This window comes from Nocardioides sp., assembly GCF_964228225.1.
GTDB lineage: Bacteria > Actinomycetota > Actinomycetes > Propionibacteriales > Nocardioidaceae > Nocardioides.
Genome location: NZ_CAXQZB010000018.1, coordinates 33,649 through 51,055, shown reverse-complemented (window position 1 = coordinate 51,055; position 17,407 = coordinate 33,649). Strand labels below are relative to the sequence as shown.

The window sequence follows — 17,407 nt, the reverse complement described above, 5'->3', positions numbered from 1 at the left end:
GGCGGGGGGGCCCGGGGGGGGGGGGGGGGGCGCCACGGCCGTGGTGAGGGTGCGTGTGCGCATGGGGGACTCCCGAGTCTCGTGGGGTCCGCGGTCCGGACCCGTCGTGGAGTGGGACGCCGCCCCGCCACGTCTGGTTGTCACCGTTTCCGGGCGGCGCCTGCAGCGTCAGTCGGTCGTGCGCTCCCAAGGCGCGGCGACCGGGTAGTAGTCGGTGAGGAAGGACCCCAGCACCGCGCGCAGCCGCTCCTCGCGCAGGGCGTGGTCGTGGTGGTCGCCCAGGCACACGAAGTCCTGCTGCCGGTCGGTGAGGCGGCGCAGTTGCTGCTCCAGGTCCGAGCGGGAGATGTTGACGTAGGACAGCCCGCGGCGCTCCAGGTCCCCGACCACGGCGCGGCCGGTGAGCAGGCCCAGGTGCGGGGCCAGCGAGCTGAGCACGCTGAGGTCCTCGGGGCTGCGGAACGGGTGGTGCGCGGTGGCGTCGACCTCGGCGCGGTAGCGCTCCTCGACCTCGCGCAGCACCGACACGCGGTGGGCGTAGGGGGCGTGGGCGAGGTTGGCCAGCACGACGGCACCGAAGTCGCGCTCGAGCAGCCGCCGGTTGTTCCACGCCGCGGCGAGGAACGGCGGTGCGCCCTCGGCGTCGGTGAGCCCGACGTTCTGCGCGGAGAGGAAGACCTCCGGCAGCCCGCCGGCGGTGAAGAAGGTCTCCGGGCGCACCGGCCGCCCGAGCAGGAAGTCGTCGTTGAAGTAGACGAAGTGCTCCGCCAGCCCCTCGATGCGGTGCAGCGCGGTCTCGATGGCGTGGGAGTTGAACGTCGGCAGCGCGCTGGCCGGCAGGATCTCGCGGTGGTCGACCAGGTGGATCGCCGGGTGGTCGACGTCGAGCCAGTCCGGGACCTGCCCGGCGGTGACGATGTGGATGCGGCGCACCCAGGGCGCGAACAGGTGCAGGCTGCGCAGGCTGTAGCGCAGCTCCTCGCGGTCGACGTAGCGCGCGCGTCCGCTCGACGCGCGGGTGGCGGCCGCCGCCCCGCCGTCCCGGGCCTCACGGGCCACGGCGTCCAGGCGGGCCTCTCGCGCGGCGTCCCAGGCGGCGTCGGCGCCGTCCACCCAGGTGTAGACGACGTCGACGGGGAACCGTGCCTCGGTGACGGTGGCCGCCGCCATCAGCGGCAGCGTCGGCACCTCCAGTCCGTCGACCTCGGTCGTGACGGTGGCCGTCCCGGCGGGGATCCGGTCGGTGTAGGGGTTGCGGCGCGGGGCGATCAGCGCGCCACCGGCGTCGGTCTCCCAGAACTGCACCTCGACCCCGCAGCGCTGCCCGACCACGCTCGCGCGGCCCTCGATCTCGGGCCACGGCTCCACCACGAGGGTGGAGGTCATGCCGTGGCGCAGCTCGGCGGGCAGGTCCGCCAGGGTGCCGCGACGCTCGAACCAGCCGTTCTCGGCCGGGTCGCGCAGTGAGAGCCACCGCGGAGCAGTCCCCGACGTCGCCGCCTCGCGCAGCGCGTCGAGGTAGGCCGCCCGGGCGCTCATCGGCACCACGACCACGGGGCTCTCGGCCTCGTGAGCGGGCACGACCAGCCAGGTGTCCGTCGCGGCGCGGGCGGCCCCGACCGCGCACCGCAGCGCCTCGCTGCGGGCCCGCGCGGGTGTCAGGTCGCCCAGCACGAGCCCGGTGGTGGGGTCGGCGTCGGGGCGCGGCACCGGGCTGAGCGCCCGGCTGGCGAGCCGGCCGCGGTCGCCGCGGCGCACCCGGGCGTCGGAGAGGATCCCGGTCCAGCGCTCGGCGAGCGCGGCGGGGTCGTACTGACGCGCGGAGTGGCGAGCGCCGGTGCCGAGGCGGTGGCGCAGCTCGTCGTCGGTGGCCAGCCGCAACAGGGCCGCGGCCATGCCGGCCACCGACTGCGGCGCGACCAGCAGGCCGTTCACCTCGTGCTGGATGATCTCGCGCGGCCCGGAGGGGCAGTCGAAGCTGAGGGCGGGCACGCCGGCGGCCATCGCCTCCTGCAGCACCAGCGGGAAGCCCTCGCTGCGCGAGGTGAGCGCCACGATCGACGCCTTGGGCCACTCCGCGGCCAGGTCGGGGAGGCTGCCGGGCAGCTCGACGCGGTCCCACAGGTCCCACTTGCGGATCTGGCGCACCAGCTCCAGGCGCTGGTTCCCGTCGCCGCAGATCCGCAGCCGCCACTCGGGGATGCGGTCGGCGACCTGGCCGAAGGCGTCGATGAGCTTGCCGAACTGCTTCTCCGGCACCAACCGGCCGGCCGCCATGATCAGCGGCTCCTCCAGCGTGGCGCGGGGGATCCAGCCCTGCGGCAGCGGGTTCGGCACCACGACGGTGGGCGGGGCGAGCGGGCCCAGCTGGTCGCGGAACCAGTGCTCCACCGACGGCGTGAGCAGCGCGACGAGGTCGGCCCGCGGGGCGTAGGCGAGCAGCGGCTCAAGCCCCGAGGTGCGCTCGTTGGAGGAGCGGTGCTCCTGGTGCACCACGACGACGGCGTCCGGGGTGAGCTCGATCGCACAGCCCAGCAGGCCCGGGGTCACGGTGATGACGACGTCCTCGGTGATCCGCGGCAGCCGCGCCTCGAGGGCGAGGTCGCACAGGGCGGTGAACTGCCGGTCCCAGCGCGCCGGCACCAGCGTGGACTCGCGCTCGTGCAGCGCCCGCGCGGTCAGCGGGGGCAGGTCGCCCCAGGCCGGGGCGTCCTCGACGCGGTCGTCGACCAGCCACTCCACCTCGATGCGCGGGTCGATCGCGTAGTGCGGCTCGTCGGCCGAGCGCACCACGCTGATCAGCCGTACCTGGTGGTCGGGGGCCAGGGCGTTGGCCTGGGTGATGGCGGAGCGGCTCGTGCCGCCCATGCCGGCCAGGTTGAAGACCAGGAACGCGATCCTCATGCCTCGGCTCCTTCCGCGCCCGCGGCGAGCTCGGGCAGCCGGGCGAGCAGGCCGCCACCGGGGCCCCAGCGCAACCGCACGCGGGGTGCGCCGGTGACGGGGTCGAACAGGGTCGGCAGCGGGGCACCGACGCGGGCGTCGCCGAGGTCGTTGGCGTGGCGCATCACGTGCGCGGCGCCGTCGGGGGCCAGCACGATGACGCGGGCGGTGCGGTCGGCGACCGTCGCGGCGTCGAGGGCGTCCAGCGTGGCGACGTCCAGCTGGGCGACGCCGTCGGCGAGCGGCACGCGGGCGATCTCGCCGGCGTCGTCGACCAGCGCGAGGTGGTGGGCGCCGGCCGGGACCGCGCCCGCGACCACGAGGGTGAGGGACTCCCGACCCCCCGCGACCCGGGCCAGGGTCGGACCCGGCGTCCACGGCACCTGCCGCACCCGCAGCGTGCCGTCCTCGGCACGGCGCAGCAGGAACTGGGCGCCGGCCCGGACCGCCGGCGGGGGGCGGTGCTCGCGCAGCGGCGGCGTCCACAGCGGCTGGGCGGCGGCGCCGCCCGGGGGCAGCAGCACGACCTCGTGCACGGCCGGGCCGCCGTCCTCGGTGACCGGGGGCAGGGCGGTGAGGTCGAGACGGGCGCCGAGCCAGCCCGGCTGGTCGTCGGTGCCGTGGTCGGGCAGCGCGTGGGGCTGGTCGCCGCCCACGGGGCGCAGCGCGAGCCGGCCGGGGCGGGCGGTCACCGCCACCCACAGCGAGCGGCCGTCGAGGATGCCGGCGAACTCCGCCACGACGCGCCCGGGCGGGGGCACCCTCGGGTCGACCGGCGCGGGCGCGGTGCCCGGCTCGGGTCGGTCGGTGTCGTGGCCTCGTCGCCGGGCGATCCTCACGAGCCAGACCCTAGCGGTCCGCTCGACAATGGGCGTCCGCTCCGGTCAGGAGCCCGGCGAGGAGCCCGGTGGGGGTCACGCGCCACCGAGCACGTCGGCGAGGTCGTAGGACACCGGCTGCTCGAGCTGGTCGTAGCCGCAGGAGGCCGGGTCGCGGTCGGGACGCCAGCGCAGGAAGTGGGCGGTGTGGCGGAACCGGCGTCCCTCCATGGCGTCGTAGCGCACCTCGAGCACCCGCTCCGGGCGCAGCGGGGTGAAGCTGAGGTCCTTGCCCTGGCTCCAGCGGCTCTGGGTGCCCGGCACCCGGTCGGGGTTGGCCACCGCCCACTCCTGCCACGCGCCCCACGGGTGCTCGCCGATCGGGCACACCAGCGGCTGCAGTTCCTCGATCAGCTCCGCGCGCCGCGCGGCGGTGAAGCTGGCGCTGACGCCGACGTGCTGGAGCGTGCCGTCGGCGTCGTGCAGGGCCAGCAGCAGGCTGCCGAGCAGCGGCCGCTCGGGGGTGCTGGTCTTGTGCTCGCGGTAGCCGGCCACCACGACGTCGGCCGTGCGCTCGTGCTTGATCTTCAACATCGAGCGCACGTTCGGGGTGTAGGGGGCACTGAGCGGCTTGGCGCTGACGCCGTCGAGCCCCGCGCCCTCGAAGCGGTGGAACCACTCCGCGGCGACGGCGGGGTCCTCGGTGGTGCGGGTCAGGTGGCACGGACCGCTCGCGTCGAGGTGCCCCAGCGCGTCGACCAGGGCGGCCCGTCGCTCGGCGAAGGGACGCTCGAGGTAGGAGTCGTCGTCGAGGGCGAGCAGGTCGAAGGCGACGAACCGGGCGGGGGTCTCCTCCGCCAGCCGCGCGATCCGGCTGGCGGCGGGGTGGATGCGCTCCTGCAGCACCTCGAACTCCAGCCGGGAGCCGATCGCCACCAGGATCTCGCCGTCGAGCACGCAGCGCGCCGGCAACTGCGCGCGCGCCGCCGCGACGAGCTCGGGGAAGTAGCGGGTGAGGGGCTTGGTGTTGCGGCTGGCGAGCTCGACCTCGTCGCCGTCCTTGAACAGCACGCAGCGGAAGCCGTCCCACTTCGGCTCGAACGACATCGGCCCGACCTTCGCGGGGTCCGGCACCCCCTTGACGGGCTTGGCGAGCATCGGGAGCAGGGGCGGCAGGACCGGCAGGTGCACGGGGTCACACTAGGGCCCGGTCCGGGGTCGGTCGGGCGGTGTGGGCTTGGTCGGGTCGGGCATGATGGTGGCTCCGCCGCCGATCATGACGACAGGACATCCCGCACACGCCGATGGACAGTGACAGTCCGGGTCACCATCCGACCCTCACCGCCCCGCCCACCCGCGCCACGCTCCCGACCCCGGTCGAGCCAGTCCGCCCCGTCCTCGGGGGTGCCCCGTGTGGGTGCTGACGCTGCTGCTCGGCCTGCTGGTGATCCTCGCGATCACCGCCGCCACCGGCTACTTCGTGGCCCAGGAGTTCTCCTACATGGCGGTCGACCGGTCGCGCCTGAAGGCGCGCGCCGAGCAGGGTGACGCCGCCGCCCGCCGCGCCCTGCAGGTCACCCGCCGCACCTCCTTCATGCTCTCCGGTGCCCAGCTGGGCATCACCGTCACCGCCCTGCTGGTCGGGTTCGTGGCCGAACCGCTGGTCGGGGAGTCGCTCGGCGAGGGCCTCGGCCTGGTGGGCGTGCCCTCGGCCGTCGGTGTCGGCATCGGCACCACCGCGGCGCTGCTGCTCTCGACGCTGGTGCAGATGGTGTTCGGCGAGCTGTTCCCCAAGAACCTCTCGATCAGCCGCCCCGAGCCGGTGGCGCGCCGGCTCGCCTCCTCCACGCTGCTCTACCTCGCCGCGTTCGGCTGGCTGATCCGCGTGTTCGACGCCGCCTCCAACCGGCTGCTGCGCCTGCTGCGCATCGAGCCGGTGCACGACGTCGAGCACGCCGCCACCGCGCGCGACCTCGAGCACATCGTGGCCGACTCCGAGGCCTCCGGCGACCTGCCGGCCGGGCTCTCCCAGCTGCTCGACCGCATCCTGGAGTTCCCCGAGCAGCCGGTCGCGCACGCCATGGTGCCCCGCGCCCGGGTGACCACCGTGGACGGCGACGAGACGCTCGTGCAGCTCCAGCAGCTGATGGTCGCCGGCCACTCCCGCTACCCGGTGCTCGACGCGGACGACCAGGTGAGCGGCGTCGTGCACCTCCTCGACGTCCTCGACGTGCTGGCCGGGGTCCGCACCGCCGAGCGCGCCGCCGACCTGCAGCGCCCGGCGGTGCTCGTGCCCGAGACCATGACCCTGCCCGCCGCGCTGCGCACACTGGTGGAGCACCGCGCGCAGCTGGCCTGCGTGCTGGACGAGTTCGGCGGGTTCGCCGGCGTGCTGACCGTCGAGGACCTCGCCGAGGAACTGGTGGGCGAGATCGCCGACGAGCACGACCCGCTGCTGCCCGCCGTCCGGCCCGCCGGCGACGGCGCCTGGCTGGTGCCGGGCGAGCTGCCGCTGGACGAGGTCGAGCGCGTGATCGGCCACGACCTGCCGCGTCCCGGGGTGGAGACCGTGGGCGGCCTGGTCACCGCGCTGCTCGGCGAGCTGCCCGAGGTCGGCACCGTCGTGGTGTGCGACGTCGTCGACCCCGACCTGCACCTGGAGGAGGACGCGGCCCCGCAGGTGTCGCTGGAGGTGCTGCGGCTGGAGCGGCACGTGCCGGGTCAGCTGCGGCTGACCCTGCTCGCCCCTGCTCCGCCCGAGGCTCCCGCGCTCGCCGAGAAGTCTGAGCAGTCCGAGCAGTCCGAGCAGTCTGGGGAGTCCGAGAAGCCCATGGATCCCGTCGTCGTGGAGGAGGTCCGATGAGCGGCCCCTGGGCGGTCACGGCCGTGACCGTGCTGCTCATCGCGCTCAGCGCGTTCTTCGTGGCCGCGGAGTTCGCGCTCCTGGCGGCCAAGCGGCACCGGCTGCTCGACCTCGCCGCGAGCAGTGCCGCCGCGCGGGCCGCGCTGCGCTCCCACGACGAGCTCACCGTGCTGCTGGCCGGCTGCCAGCTCGGCATCACCGCCTGCGCCCTCGGTCTGGGTGCTATCACCAAGCCGGCGGTGAAGTACGCCTTGGCGCCGGTGATCGACGCCGTCGGTGCGGCCGACTGGCTGGTCACCGGGGCCAGCTTCGTGCTCGCGCTCATCGTGGTCACCTTCCTGCACCTGGTGGTGGGGGAGATGGCGCCGAAGTCGTGGGCGATCGCCCACCCCGAGCGGGCCGCGGTGTGGCTGGCCCTGCCGATGCGGGGCTTCCTCGTCGTCTTCCGGCCGCTGCTGGTGCTGCTCAACGACGTCGCCAACGCCTGCCTGCGCCGCGTCGGCGTCACCCCGGCCGACTCGATCCACGGCGGACAGACCCCCGACGACCTCGCCCAGCTCGTGGCCCACTCCGCCGAGGCCGGGTCGTTGGGCGGGGAGCACTCCGCGCCGCTGGCCCGCGCCCTCGCGCTGCGCGACGTCACCCTCGGCGACGTCGTCACCCCCGGCCGCGGGCTCACCGCCGTGCTGGTCGACCAGGACGTCGCCGCCGTGCGCGAGGCCGCCCGGGCCAGCGGCCACCTGCGCATCCTGGTGCGTCCGGCCCCCGGCGTCGTCCCCGACGGGGTCGTGCACGTGCGCGACACCCTGGCCACCGACGCCGGGGCCCCGCTCGCCCCGTTCGTGCGGCGGGTGCCGACGTTGTCCGCCGACCTGACGGTGCCCGAGGCACTCACCCGGATGCGCGAGGGGCGCCACCACCTCGTGCTCGTGACGACGCCCTCCGGACCCGCCGTCCTCACCCTCACCGACCTGCTCCACCGGCTCTTCCCGCCGGTGCCCGCCGCCTGAGGTCCCCGTCGTACCAAGCATCCGGCAGGCCGTTCCCCCCGATCGGCCTGCCGATCGCTTGGTGCGACGTCACCGCGGGCCTGTGGTGCCGTCCCGCGGGGCGGGCCCTAGGCTGGAAGCGATTCCCCGGTTGGTCTGCCGGCAGGGCCCGCCTGACTTTGAATCAGGACTAGCGACGTAGGTTCGACTCCTACCCGGGGAGCTCGACGCCGGGGTCCCACGTCTCCCGGGCGCTCGTCCCTGTCCCCTTGTGCGGGCGGTGATCATGGTCGGCATGACGGGCACCTGCGGGCGGCGTGAGGCGTTGATGGCGGCGGCGGCCGGGCTCGGGGTGCCGCTGGTGGTGCTGGAGTCCGACGGCGCCGCGCAGGCGGCCGGGGCTCCGGTGATCGCGACGTCGCGGGTGCCGGTGGGCGGCGGCGTCGTCGTGGCCCGCCGCGGGGTGGTGGTCACCCAGCCCCGACGCGGTCGCTTCAAGGTCTTCTCAGCCACCTGCACCCATGCCGGCTGCACGGTGTCGGGCGTGGCGGAGCGGCGGATCAGCTGTCCCTGTCACGGCAGCCAGTTCGCCATCACGACCGGCGCGGTCGTGGCCGGACCCGCGCCGAGTCCGCTCGCGGCGCGGGCGTTCACGATCCGCGACGGGCGGATCTACCTCGTCTGAGGGGGCTCAGACCCGCATGCCGGCGGCGCGGCGCAGGTCGCGTTCGGGGCGGCGGTCGTCGTCGCTGGCGGGGTCGACCTGCTCGATCTCCACCACGGGGCGGCCCTCCATCGTCACGCCGAGGCGACGCAGGCCGGTGTCGGCGGCGCGGCGCGGCTCCCAGCCCATGGCGGCCAGCCGGTCGCAGGCGTGGTCCCACGCGGCGGCGTGGAGCGAGGAGCCGTCCAGGACCACGTCGTGGTGGGGGAGGGGGAGCACCACCAGGCCGACGCCGCGGGGGACGTCGAGGTGGGCGTCGTGGAGGCAGTCGAGGGCGAGGTGGACGATCATGACCGCTCAACGCCGCGGCCATGGTGCGGGTTACGGCGGTGCGGGCGTGTCGCCGGCCACGCCGTCGCCCCCGGGGTCGTGCGCGGCGGCCACCTGAACGATCGTTCAGCCGTGCGGCCTCCCCACGCGGGCCGACGGGACGACCGCGATGGGAGTTTCCCCGATCCGGCCACGCCACGGCCCGATCCGCTGGGACGACGGCGCCGCGGTCGTCATACTCGGGTCGCTCCCTCCCCCTCGGCGAAAGGTCGCCACGTGTTCCGCCTCCCCCGCTCCACCGTCTCCCTGCTCGCCCTCACGGCCCTCGCGACCGGACTGCTCGCCGGATGTGGCGATGACGGCGACCCCACCCCGGGTGCCGCCGCGGACGGCGTCGGCAACGCGTCCTCGTGCGCCGTCGCCGACCTCACCGGCAGCTACCTCTACGAGATCCACGGCGACCTGCAGGTCGCCGAGGGCTTCGTGCCCTACCTCGAGGTCGGGCTGCTCGTCGCCGACGGCGAGGGCGGCGTGACCCGCACCGGCACCAACTCGGTGGACCTGACCGAGGCCAGCGAGGACGTCACCTTCACGGTGGCCGAGAACTGCGTGGGCGAGTTCACCTTCGCGGACGGCTCGGCCTACCGGGTCTCGATGAGCCCCGGCGGGCAGGAGCTGACCTTCTTCGCGGCCGGCTCCGACTCCGCCCAGGCCTACCTCGACGGCTCCGCCGACCGCGTCACCTCCGACACCGCGGCGGCGTGCGACGACGAGGTGCTGAGCGGCACCTACCAGTACCGCGCCCGTGGCGTCTTCGGCGGCCAGCCCCACGTCGAGCACGGCTTCGAGGTCTACGACGGCACCGGCGCGGTGGAGAACGTCTACCTCGTGGCCGGCCAGGACGAGCGCACCAGCCAGACCGGCACGTTCTCCTTCCAGGACGGCTGCCACGCGGTCGTGGAGTACGACTCCGGTCAGACCCTCGACCAGTACGTGGCCCCCGACGGCTCGGAGTTCTACTGGATCCAGACCGCCGGCTTCGACGCCCCCGGCTTCTTCGGCGGCCACGAGCACCGCGTGAGCACCGCCGTCGACACCGCGCTCACCGCCGACTGACCCGCCCTTCCGAAGATCCTTCCCGAGACCCTGCTCGCACCCTGCTCGAATCGGAGAACACGATGACGCTGACCCACTCCTCCCTGGCCCACTCCTCCCTGGCCCGCCCCTCCCTGATCCGGGCCGCGGCGGCCGCCGCCGCGCTCGCCGCCCGGGCCGTGCTGCCCGGCGCCGGACCCGCCAGCGGCAACTCCGGTGGCGCGAACAACCCGATGATCGCGCCGACCGACTCGGCCTACACCTCGACCGGCGTGAGCTGCAACCAGGGTCGCTGCCCCAGCCCGGAGCCCGCCCCCGGCACCGTGGGCTTCGACGGTCCCTGAGTCGTCCCTGCAGGGACGGCGGCGTCCGTCCGGCGTGCCCTCACCCCCGGGGATGGTCGGTGACTGGCACCCTGGGCACGGGTCGACGACGACCCCGGGGGTGTCGGGAGGCCGGATGAGCGAGGGTCGCCGCCGCCGCGCGCGCCCGATCGTCGGCTCGGCCGTGCTGCTCATCCTGCTCGCCGGCTGCGGGAGCGACGACGCGCCCGCGCTGTCGCCTCCGCCCGCCGACACCGCCTGCGACGTCGGCGACATCCGCGGCACCTACCTCTACGAGGTCCAGGGCGCGGGCGGTGCGGACACCACCCCCTACCTCGAGGTCGGCCTCCTGGTCGCCGACGGGCGGGGCGGGGTGCGCGGCGTCGGCACCGGATCGCGCCACCACCAGGAGTCGACGACCCGTTGGACCCTGCGGGTCGAGGACACCTGCCGCGCCACCCTGACCCCGGAGGATCCCGCGCTCGCGCCGCTCGAGGCCACCCTGGCGCCCGGGGGCGAGGAGCTCACCTGGTTCGTGGTGGGCGCCACGGGGGTGACCGACCAGCCGCTGCTCGACGGCGCTGCCGAGCGGGTGGACGACACCACGCAGCCGCGCTGCGACTCCGCGACCCTGACCGGCACCTACCTCTACCGCGCGCGGGGTGAGTACGGCGGCCGGGCCCACGTGGAGCAGGGGTTCGAGGTGTACAACGGCGACCGTGTGGTGACCAACGCCTTCCGCGTGGCGGGGTCGCGCCTGGACGGCCGGCTGCTGGGGGAGTACCAGTTCCTCGACGACTGCCACGCGGTGGTGGTCTACGAGAACGGCCAGGTCCTGCACCAGTACGTCTCCCCGGACGGGGAGCGCTTCAACTGGATCCAGACCGACGGGTTCTCCGCGCCCGGCTACTTCGGCGGCACCGAACGCCGGGTCTCGATGTCCACCGAGCCGGCCTTCGTGCTCGGCGGCGTGGGCCCGGTGGAGCCCACCGCCCCGGCGGATCCCGCGTCGTAGGCGGCCCGCGCCGCGACCACCGCGTCGATGTGGGTGCGGGCCCAGGTGTCGAGCTCGCGGACGACGTCGATGAGCGTCGCGCCGAGCGGGGTGAGGTCGTACTCCACCCGGGGCGGCACCTCCGCGTGCACCCGGCGCGTCGCGAGGCCGTCGCGCTCCAGGGCCCGCAGCGTCTGGGTGAGGACCTTGGGGCTCACGCCGTCGATGCGGCGCTGCAGCGCGGTGAAGCGGTGGGTGCCCTCGGCCAGCACCAGCAGCACCAGGACGGTCCACCGGTCCCCGATGCGGTCGAGCACCTCGCGGGTGGGACAGGCCGCCACGAAGGGGTCGGGGGTGTGGGGCACGGGCTGGGTCACGACGCTCACCTGGTCACTATCCCACGGGTAACCACAGCACTTCGAAGTGCCTACTCTCTCTTGGGAAGTATCGGGGTGGGCGGCGGGTTCGGGTCGGTGTCAGCACGTCCTCACACCCTGCGGAGATCCTCATGTCCCTCACCTCCAGCCCCGCCGTCCCGACCCATCCGTCCGGCCCCGTCGTCGTGATCGGCGCGACCGGGCACCTGGGCCGCCACGTCGTCGAGCACCTGGTGGCGCGCGGCGTCGCTCCTGCCGCGATCATCGCCACCGGCCGCAGCGTCGAGCGCCTCGCCGACCAGGCGTCGCGCGGGGTGGACGTGCGGAGCATCGACCGCGACGACGCCGACGCCCTGGCGCAGGTGCTCACCCCCGGCGCGCGGGTGCTGCTGATCTCGGGCACCGAGCCGCAGCGGGTCGCCCAGCACGCGCGGGTGATCGAGCTCGCGGCCGCCGCCGAGGTGGAGCGGGTGGTCTACACCTCCGGCCCGCGGGCGTCGACCTCCTCCCTGGACCTGCTGGCCGACCACGCCGCCACCGAGCGGCTGCTCGCCGACAGCACGGTGCCGAGCGTCGTGGTGCGCAACGCCTGGTACGTGGAGAACTACACCGACCAGGCGCCGGTCTACCGCGAGTTCGGCATGGCCAGCGCGGCAGGGGAGGGCACCGTGTCCCTCGCCCTGCGCCGCGAGTACGCCGAGGCGGCCGTGGCCGCGCTGCTGGACGACGCGCACCTGGGCGCCACCTACGAGCTGGGCGGGCCGGCCGCCACGCACGCCGAGATCGCCGCCGCGATCGGGGCCGCCCTCGGCATCGAGCTCGCGCCCGCCCCGGTCACCGAGGAGCAGCTCGCCGGGATCCTGGCCGGCGCCGGACTGCCCGACCCGATGCCCGCCTGGCTCGCGCAGGTGGACAGCGGGATCGCGCGCGGCGAGCTCCTGGTGCCCACCGACGACCTCGAGCGGCTGCTCGGCCGCGCGCCGCTGGGGCTCGCCGACGCCGTCGCCGAGGCGCTGGCCCAGGACTGACCCGACCCGATCGGGGCGTCAGTCGGCGGGTCGGTCGGCGGGTCGGTTGGCAGGTCGGTCGGCAGTGGTCTGCGCGCGCACCCGCGGGCGGTTGAGGCCCTCCTCGACCGCCTGCCGGATCTGCGCGCGGTTCTGCGACACGACGTGGGCGAAGAAGGCGTCGATCCGCTCGTCGCGCAGGACCTCCAGCACCACGCGGAAGCCGGTGTCGACGACCCCCTCCACGACGTCGTCGTGGAACGGCAGTCGGCGCAGCCGGCCGGCGGCGGGGTCGTCGCGCAGCTTCTCCGCGACGATCCCGCGCAGCTCCTCGCGGTTCTCGTTGAGCGAGGCGGCGAGGTTGGCGGGGTAGTCGCCGGTCTCGAGCACCGCGACCACCTCGTCGAGCACGGCGAGGGTGACCGGACGCCGGATGGCCTCCACGATCGGCTCGGCGAAGCGCTGGGCGAGGCGGTAGGTGAACCCGGCGCCGAAGGCGCGGTCGGTCACGCGCAGCAGGCGCACGACCAGCAGCACCACCCGCACCAGCCGGAAGCCGCGCAGCGCGGGGTGGGACACCGGGATCATGCCCAGCACCTCGTACCAGTTGCGCGCCACGAACACCCAGCCCTGCCCGCTGCGCCGCCAGCGGGCCAGGAACTCCACGAGGAAGATCGCGCAGATGCCGGCGTCGATCAGGAAGATCCGGTGCTCGACCTCGCGCGGCGGGTCGGCCAGCATCACGTAGCCGAGCAGGCCCACCGAGACCAGCGCGAGCGCGACCATCAGCAGGTCGATCCGGCTCGGGCGCCGGCGGCGCGCGGGGACAGGGCCCGCGGGGTCTTCAGGGCCTCCGGGGCCTGCGGGTCCCTCGCCCTCCGGCGGGGTGCGCCCGGCCGCCGCGCGGGCGAGGTGGTCACGACGGGCGGCCAGGGCGGCGGTGCTCATGGCGGACATGGTGCCCCACCGCGACTCCCCGCGGGGGTGGTGAGAGCCCGGCGTCAGGCCTGGCGGGCCGCTGCGAGCAGGGGGCGCAGCGCGGCGACGAGGCGGTCGCGCGGGTAGGCGTCGGGGTCGGCCAGCGACAGCCGGGCCAGCCGCTCGCCGGTGACCATGAGCAGGTGGGCGAGCACCTCGACGTCGAGGTCGGGCGCCCCCTGCGCCGCCAGGCCGCGGCGCAGCACCTGCTCCAGCTGCGCCCGCAGGACCTCCTGGGTGTCCTCGATACGACGTCGTACCACGGGCGGCGCGTTCTCGGTGAGCCCCAGCACCGGGCGCCACACCTCCGGGCGGGCCCGCACGACGTCGAGCAGGCTGCCGATCGCCTCGAGCAGCCAGTCGTCCAGCCTCAGGCCGGCCAGGTCGGTGGTGGCGGGCAGCAGGGGCACCACCGACTCCAGGGCCTGCTGCTGCGACCGGTCGAGCAGGGCGAGCAGCAGCGGCTCGAGACCCTCGAAGAGGGCGTAGACGACGGGCCGGGTGACGCCGGCCTCGCGGGCGATCGCCTCCACGCTCACGGCGCCGTAGCCGTCGCGCACCAGCACGGCCAGCGCGGCGTCGAGCAGCTGCTCCCGCCGTCGGGCCGCCGGCATCCGCGGGGCGTAGCGCCGCTGACGCGGGACGGGGTCGGCCATTCCCCCACGATATGACGGTGGTGTAGGTTCAGGCCAACCTACACACCTGTAGCAATCGCAGGCGTCATCGCACGCGGCAGTGTCCGACCGGAAGGCAGGCCCATGGCCCTCACGTCCCGCATCCCCGCCCCCCGCATCCCCGGCATCCGCATCCCCGGCACCCGCATCCCGACGGTCCTGCAGAGCCGTCGCCGGCTGGCGGAGAGGTACGAGCCCCACGCCGACCAGGGCTTCTTCGGTCCCGGTTCGGTCACGTGGAAGGTGTGGAGCCACCCCACGTCGGTGGTGCTCGGCTTCACCCGCTCGGTCACGATCGAGCACCTCGACCCGAACCTCGCGGCCGCCGTGGTGACCTCCGGCGGGGTCAAGTACCGCCCGCGCACCCGCTACGGACGCACCGTGCGCTACTTCGCGATGGTCGCCTTCGGGGCCACCGAGCCCACCGCCAAGGCCGCCGACGTGCTGGTGAAGGTGCACACCAAGGCGATCGGGCACGACCCGGTCACCGGCGGCACCTACGACGCCAACCGGCCGTCGTCGCAGCTGTGGATCCACATGACCGCGTGGCACTCGATCCTCTACTGCTACGAGAAGTTCGGCCCCGGTCCCCTCAGCGCGGCCGAGGAGGCGCAGTACTGGGCGGAGTGCGCCCGCGCCGCCGAGCTGCAGACGATCGACCCCGACACCGTGCCCCGCAGCCGCGAGGAGGTGCGCGCCTACTTCGCGCAGTGGCGCCCCCACCTGGCCACCTCCGAGGCCGCGCAGGACATGGTGCGCTTCATCCTCGGTCTCGACGTCGCCCTGCCGCAGGACCTGCCGCGGTGGCTCGCGCTGGGCTCCCGCCCGCTGCTCACCGTGATGCGCGCCGGGATCGTCGCGACCTACCCGCGCCACGTGCGGGCGATGTTCGACGTGCGCCAGTCGCGTGCCGTCGACGCCGCCGCGATCCTGGCCAATCGCGTCGGCCACCGAGTGCTCGCCGCGTCGGTGCCCCTGCAGATCGCCTTCCTCGAGCTGCTGGCCCCCGACGCCGTCGCCGTCGCGGCGCCGGTGCTGCTCGACCTGCCGGCCCGCGAGCCGATCACCATGACCCCCCGCGAGGCCCAGGCCCGCTACGGCTTCGACCGGCCCGACCGGGCCCACCCCGACCTGCGGGCCCGCCAGCACGAGCGGGTCTTCGGGCAGGGCGTGGCGCCCAGCGACGAGGGACTGGTGGAGTCCGAGGCGCACATCGGCCCGATGGCGACCAGCCGGGGCTGAGCGCCCTCAGGCCCGTCCCCACGGGCCTGTCGCGCCGGCGTCAGTCGCCGGTGCGGCGGGCCTGACGGCGTTCGGCCGGGGTCGGCGTGGGATCGGTGCCGACGAGGGCGAACACCGGGGCCGAGAGCCGCTCCAGGGCGGTGACGGTGTCGGCGTGCCGGTCGGCCAGGGTGGCCACCAGGCCCGCCAGCTCGGCCTGGGCCTGGGCGAGCGTGGCGAGGGTGTCGGCCAGCTCGCGCTGGCGCACCACGAAGTCCTGCAGCGGCTGGGCCATGGCGCCGGTGAGGTCCATGACGGCGTCGGCGAGACCGGCCACCTGGCCCACCAGCTTGGGCACCTCCGCCACGAGGTCCTCGGGCCGGGTGACGCCGGTGACGGCGGTGTCGCGCACGGCGCGCAGGGTGTCGCCGGCGACCTTGAGCGCGACCTGCTGGGACTTCGAGAGCAGACGCAGCGGATCGAGCGGGAGGTCGGGCATGGCTGCATGCTGACACCCGTCGCGGCGCCCCGGCCACCGCCACGCCGCAGGGGCGGGGGCGGGGCGGCTGCCCCTACAGTGGGGCGGGTGTCCCCCCGAGGTCCTCACGCAGAGCACGTCCACGATCCGGCGCTGACCGTCGTCGTCCTCGCCGCCGGTGGCGGTACCCGGATGAGGTCGCGCACGATGAAGGTGCTGCACACCCTGGGCGGGCGCAGCATGATCGGCCACGTCGTCGCCGCGGCCCGCGGGGTCGGCGCCGCCCGCGTCGTCGCGGTGATCGGCCACCAGCGCGAGGCGGTGGCCGCGCACCTCGCCGAGATCGCCCCCGACGTGCTCACCGCCGTGCAGGAGAAACAGCACGGCACCGGGCACGCGGTGGCCTGCGCCGTGGCGGCCGTGCCGGCCATCACCGCCGGCCCCGGCACGGTCGTCGTCGCCACCGGCGACACCCCGCTGCTCACCGCCGAGACCCTCGCCGCGTTCGTGGCCGAGCACCGGGCCTCGCAGGCCGCGGTGAGCATCCTGTCCGGGGTGGTGGCCGACCCCACCGGCATGGGCCGGATCCTGCGCACCGACGACGGCGAGGTGACCGCCATCGTGGAGGAGAAGGACGCCACCCCGCTGCAGCGCGACATCGCGGAGGTCAACTCCGGCATCCTCGCCTTCGATGCCGCCTTCCTCGCCGAGGTGCTGCCGCGGCTGGGCAACGACAACGCGGGCGGGGAGTACTACCTCACCGACGCCGTCGGCCTGGCCCGTGCCGACGGCCTGGCGGTGGCCGCCCACCCCGTCGCCGACGTCGACCAGACCGAGGGCGTCAACGACCGGGTGCAGCTGGCGCGGCTGCGCTCCGTGCTCAACCGGCGCGTGCTGGAGGGCTGGATGCGCGCGGGCGTCACGGTCGTCGACCCCGCCACCACCTGGGTCGACGTCGACGTCGAGCTCGCCCCCGACGTCGTGCTGCACCCCCAGACCCAGCTGCACGGCACGACCCGCGTCGCCGAGGGCGCGGAGATCGGCCCCGACACCACGCTGCGCGACTGCGTGGTGGGGGCCGAGGCGCGTGTGGTGCGCTGCCACGGCGAGCAGGCCCGGATCGAGGCCGGCGCGACGGTGGGTCCCTTCGCCTACCTGCGCCCCGGGGCCGAGGTGGGGGAGGGCGGCAAGGTCGGCACGTTCGTGGAGGTCAAGAACTCCGTGCTCGGCGCCGGCGCCAAGGTGCCCCACCTCTCCTACGTCGGCGACGCCGAGATCGGGGAGGGCACCAACATCGGCGCCGGCACGATCTTCGCCAACTACGACGGCGTCGCCAAGCACCGCACCCGGGTGGGCCGGCACGCCCGCACGGGCTCGAACAACACCTTCGTCGCCCCCGTCGACATCGGCGACGGTGCCGGCACGGGCGCGGGCACGGTGGTGCGGCGCGACGTGCCGCCCGGTGCCCTCGCGGTGACCAGCGGCCCCCAGCGCAACCTCCCGGGGTGGGCAGTGTCACGTCGTCCGGGCACGGACCAGGCGAAGGCGGCGGCGGCGGCTTTGGCAGAATCCGATCCGGCACCGGACACCCCGACCGCCGACTGAGCCGGAGCAGGTCCGGCTCGCGTGGGGGCCGTGCCATCGATCGAGGAG

17 protein-coding genes and 1 tRNA gene are annotated in these 17,407 nt (G+C 75.0%); 10 read left to right on the top strand and 8 right to left on the bottom strand.

Features of this window, described 5'->3' with window-relative positions:
* Positions 1-168 precede the first annotated feature (168 nt).
* The 3 genes from ACERUJ_RS04930 to ACERUJ_RS04920 form a co-directional block, all read right to left on the bottom strand.
* The gene (locus tag ACERUJ_RS04930; protein ID WP_370247338.1) at positions 169-2,904 is read right to left on the bottom strand and encodes a stealth conserved region 3 domain-containing protein; all 2,736 of its coding nucleotides are present in this window, start codon (positions 2,902-2,904) and stop codon (positions 169-171) included.
* A complete protein-coding gene (locus tag ACERUJ_RS04925) occupies positions 2,901-3,782 on the bottom strand; it encodes a hypothetical protein (RefSeq protein WP_370247337.1) in 882 nt (293 codons plus the stop codon). The genes ACERUJ_RS04930 and ACERUJ_RS04925 overlap by 4 nt, the downstream gene beginning before the upstream one ends.
* A 75-nt stretch (positions 3,783-3,857) precedes the next feature.
* On the bottom strand, positions 3,858-4,952 hold the full coding sequence (locus ACERUJ_RS04920; protein WP_370247336.1) for an ATP-dependent DNA ligase: 1,095 nt from the start codon (positions 4,950-4,952) through the stop codon (positions 3,858-3,860).
* Between the two features lie 220 nt (positions 4,953-5,172).
* Here ACERUJ_RS04920 and ACERUJ_RS04915 point away from each other — a divergent pair, with 220 nt between their 5' ends.
* The 4 genes from ACERUJ_RS04915 (at position 5,173) to ACERUJ_RS04900 (ending at position 8,298) form a co-directional block, all read left to right on the top strand.
* Positions 5,173-6,624, top strand: a complete 1,452-nt coding sequence (locus tag ACERUJ_RS04915; protein WP_370247335.1) for a hemolysin family protein — start codon at positions 5,173-5,175, stop codon at positions 6,622-6,624.
* Positions 6,621-7,634, top strand: a complete 1,014-nt coding sequence (locus ACERUJ_RS04910; RefSeq protein WP_370247334.1) for a CNNM domain-containing protein — start codon at positions 6,621-6,623, stop codon at positions 7,632-7,634. The genes ACERUJ_RS04915 and ACERUJ_RS04910 overlap by 4 nt, the downstream gene beginning before the upstream one ends.
* A 123-nt stretch (positions 7,635-7,757) precedes the next feature.
* A tRNA-Gln gene (locus ACERUJ_RS04905) sits at positions 7,758-7,836 on the top strand.
* Between the two features lie 72 nt (positions 7,837-7,908).
* Positions 7,909-8,298, top strand: coding sequence for a ubiquinol-cytochrome c reductase iron-sulfur subunit (locus tag ACERUJ_RS04900; protein ID WP_370247333.1), 390 nt, complete (start codon positions 7,909-7,911; stop codon positions 8,296-8,298).
* A gap of 6 nt (positions 8,299-8,304) precedes the next feature.
* Here ACERUJ_RS04900 and ACERUJ_RS04895 read toward each other — a convergent pair whose 3' ends face one another.
* The gene (locus ACERUJ_RS04895; RefSeq protein ID WP_370247332.1) at positions 8,305-8,628 is read right to left on the bottom strand and encodes a hypothetical protein; all 324 of its coding nucleotides are present in this window, start codon (positions 8,626-8,628) and stop codon (positions 8,305-8,307) included.
* Between the two features lie 255 nt (positions 8,629-8,883).
* Here ACERUJ_RS04895 and ACERUJ_RS04890 point away from each other — a divergent pair, with 255 nt between their 5' ends.
* From ACERUJ_RS04890 to ACERUJ_RS04880, 3 genes are all read left to right on the top strand, one after another.
* Positions 8,884-9,723: a hypothetical protein gene (locus ACERUJ_RS04890; protein WP_370247331.1), complete on the top strand. Its 840-nt coding sequence runs from the start codon at positions 8,884-8,886 to the stop codon at positions 9,721-9,723.
* Between the two features lie 62 nt (positions 9,724-9,785).
* The gene (locus tag ACERUJ_RS04885; protein ID WP_370247330.1) at positions 9,786-10,046 is read left to right on the top strand and encodes a hypothetical protein; all 261 of its coding nucleotides are present in this window, start codon (positions 9,786-9,788) and stop codon (positions 10,044-10,046) included.
* A gap of 115 nt (positions 10,047-10,161) precedes the next feature.
* Positions 10,162-11,040, top strand: coding sequence for a hypothetical protein (locus ACERUJ_RS04880; RefSeq protein WP_370247329.1), 879 nt, complete (start codon positions 10,162-10,164; stop codon positions 11,038-11,040).
* Here ACERUJ_RS04880 and ACERUJ_RS04875 read toward each other — a convergent pair.
* Entirely contained in the window at positions 10,932-11,405 is a 474-nt protein-coding gene (locus ACERUJ_RS04875) for a winged helix-turn-helix transcriptional regulator (protein WP_370247328.1), read from the bottom strand. The genes ACERUJ_RS04880 and ACERUJ_RS04875 overlap by 109 nt on opposite strands.
* Positions 11,406-11,527: 122 nt before the next feature.
* On the opposite strand from ACERUJ_RS04875, the gene ACERUJ_RS04870 reads away from it, so the two are divergent.
* Complete coding sequence (locus ACERUJ_RS04870; RefSeq protein WP_370247327.1) at positions 11,528-12,424, top strand: NAD(P)H-binding protein; 897 nt, start codon at positions 11,528-11,530, stop codon at positions 12,422-12,424.
* An 18-nt stretch (positions 12,425-12,442) separates the two neighbouring features.
* Here the strand turns inward: ACERUJ_RS04870 and ACERUJ_RS04865 are convergent, their stop codons facing one another.
* Both ACERUJ_RS04865 and ACERUJ_RS04860 read right to left on the bottom strand, forming a co-directional pair.
* A complete protein-coding gene (locus ACERUJ_RS04865; protein ID WP_370247326.1) occupies positions 12,443-13,351 on the bottom strand; it encodes an ion transporter in 909 nt (302 codons plus the stop codon).
* 53 nt (positions 13,352-13,404) lie between these two features.
* Positions 13,405-14,037, bottom strand: coding sequence for a TetR/AcrR family transcriptional regulator (locus ACERUJ_RS04860; protein ID WP_370247325.1), 633 nt, complete (start codon positions 14,035-14,037; stop codon positions 13,405-13,407).
* A gap of 102 nt (positions 14,038-14,139) precedes the next feature.
* Between ACERUJ_RS04860 and ACERUJ_RS04855 the strand changes: the two genes are divergently transcribed.
* Entirely contained in the window at positions 14,140-15,297 is a 1,158-nt protein-coding gene (locus ACERUJ_RS04855) for an oxygenase MpaB family protein (RefSeq protein WP_370247324.1), read from the top strand.
* Between the two features lie 40 nt (positions 15,298-15,337).
* On the opposite strand, the gene ACERUJ_RS04850 is transcribed toward ACERUJ_RS04855, so the two are convergent.
* Positions 15,338-15,775, bottom strand: a complete 438-nt coding sequence (locus ACERUJ_RS04850; protein ID WP_370247323.1) for a hypothetical protein — start codon at positions 15,773-15,775, stop codon at positions 15,338-15,340.
* 78 nt (positions 15,776-15,853) lie between these two features.
* Between ACERUJ_RS04850 and glmU the strand changes: the two genes are divergently transcribed.
* A complete protein-coding gene (glmU, locus tag ACERUJ_RS04845; protein WP_370247322.1) occupies positions 15,854-17,359 on the top strand; it encodes a bifunctional UDP-N-acetylglucosamine diphosphorylase/glucosamine-1-phosphate N-acetyltransferase GlmU in 1,506 nt (501 codons plus the stop codon).
* Positions 17,360-17,407: the final 48 nt, after the last annotated feature.

Excerpts from the sequence above, each read along its gene's own strand:
- ACERUJ_RS04930 (WP_370247338.1), bottom strand. The coding sequence starts at position 2,904 with ATGAGGATCGCGTTCCTGGTCTTCAACCTGGCCGGCATGGGCGGCACG.
- ACERUJ_RS04910 (WP_370247334.1), top strand. The coding sequence starts at position 6,621 with ATGAGCGGCCCCTGGGCGGTCACGGCCGTGACCGTGCTGCTCATCGCG.
- ACERUJ_RS04900 (WP_370247333.1), top strand. The coding sequence starts at position 7,909 with ATGACGGGCACCTGCGGGCGGCGTGAGGCGTTGATGGCGGCGGCGGCC.
- ACERUJ_RS04895 (WP_370247332.1), bottom strand. The coding sequence starts at position 8,628 with ATGATCGTCCACCTCGCCCTCGACTGCCTCCACGACGCCCACCTCGAC.
- ACERUJ_RS04885 (WP_370247330.1), top strand. The coding sequence starts at position 9,786 with ATGACGCTGACCCACTCCTCCCTGGCCCACTCCTCCCTGGCCCGCCCC.
- ACERUJ_RS04880 (WP_370247329.1), top strand. The coding sequence starts at position 10,162 with ATGAGCGAGGGTCGCCGCCGCCGCGCGCGCCCGATCGTCGGCTCGGCC.
- ACERUJ_RS04870 (WP_370247327.1), top strand. The coding sequence starts at position 11,528 with ATGTCCCTCACCTCCAGCCCCGCCGTCCCGACCCATCCGTCCGGCCCC.
- ACERUJ_RS04865 (WP_370247326.1), bottom strand. The coding sequence starts at position 13,351 with ATGAGCACCGCCGCCCTGGCCGCCCGTCGTGACCACCTCGCCCGCGCG.
- ACERUJ_RS04860 (WP_370247325.1), bottom strand. The coding sequence starts at position 14,037 with ATGGCCGACCCCGTCCCGCGTCAGCGGCGCTACGCCCCGCGGATGCCG.
- ACERUJ_RS04855 (WP_370247324.1), top strand. The coding sequence starts at position 14,140 with ATGGCCCTCACGTCCCGCATCCCCGCCCCCCGCATCCCCGGCATCCGC.
- ACERUJ_RS04850 (WP_370247323.1), bottom strand. The coding sequence starts at position 15,775 with ATGCCCGACCTCCCGCTCGATCCGCTGCGTCTGCTCTCGAAGTCCCAG.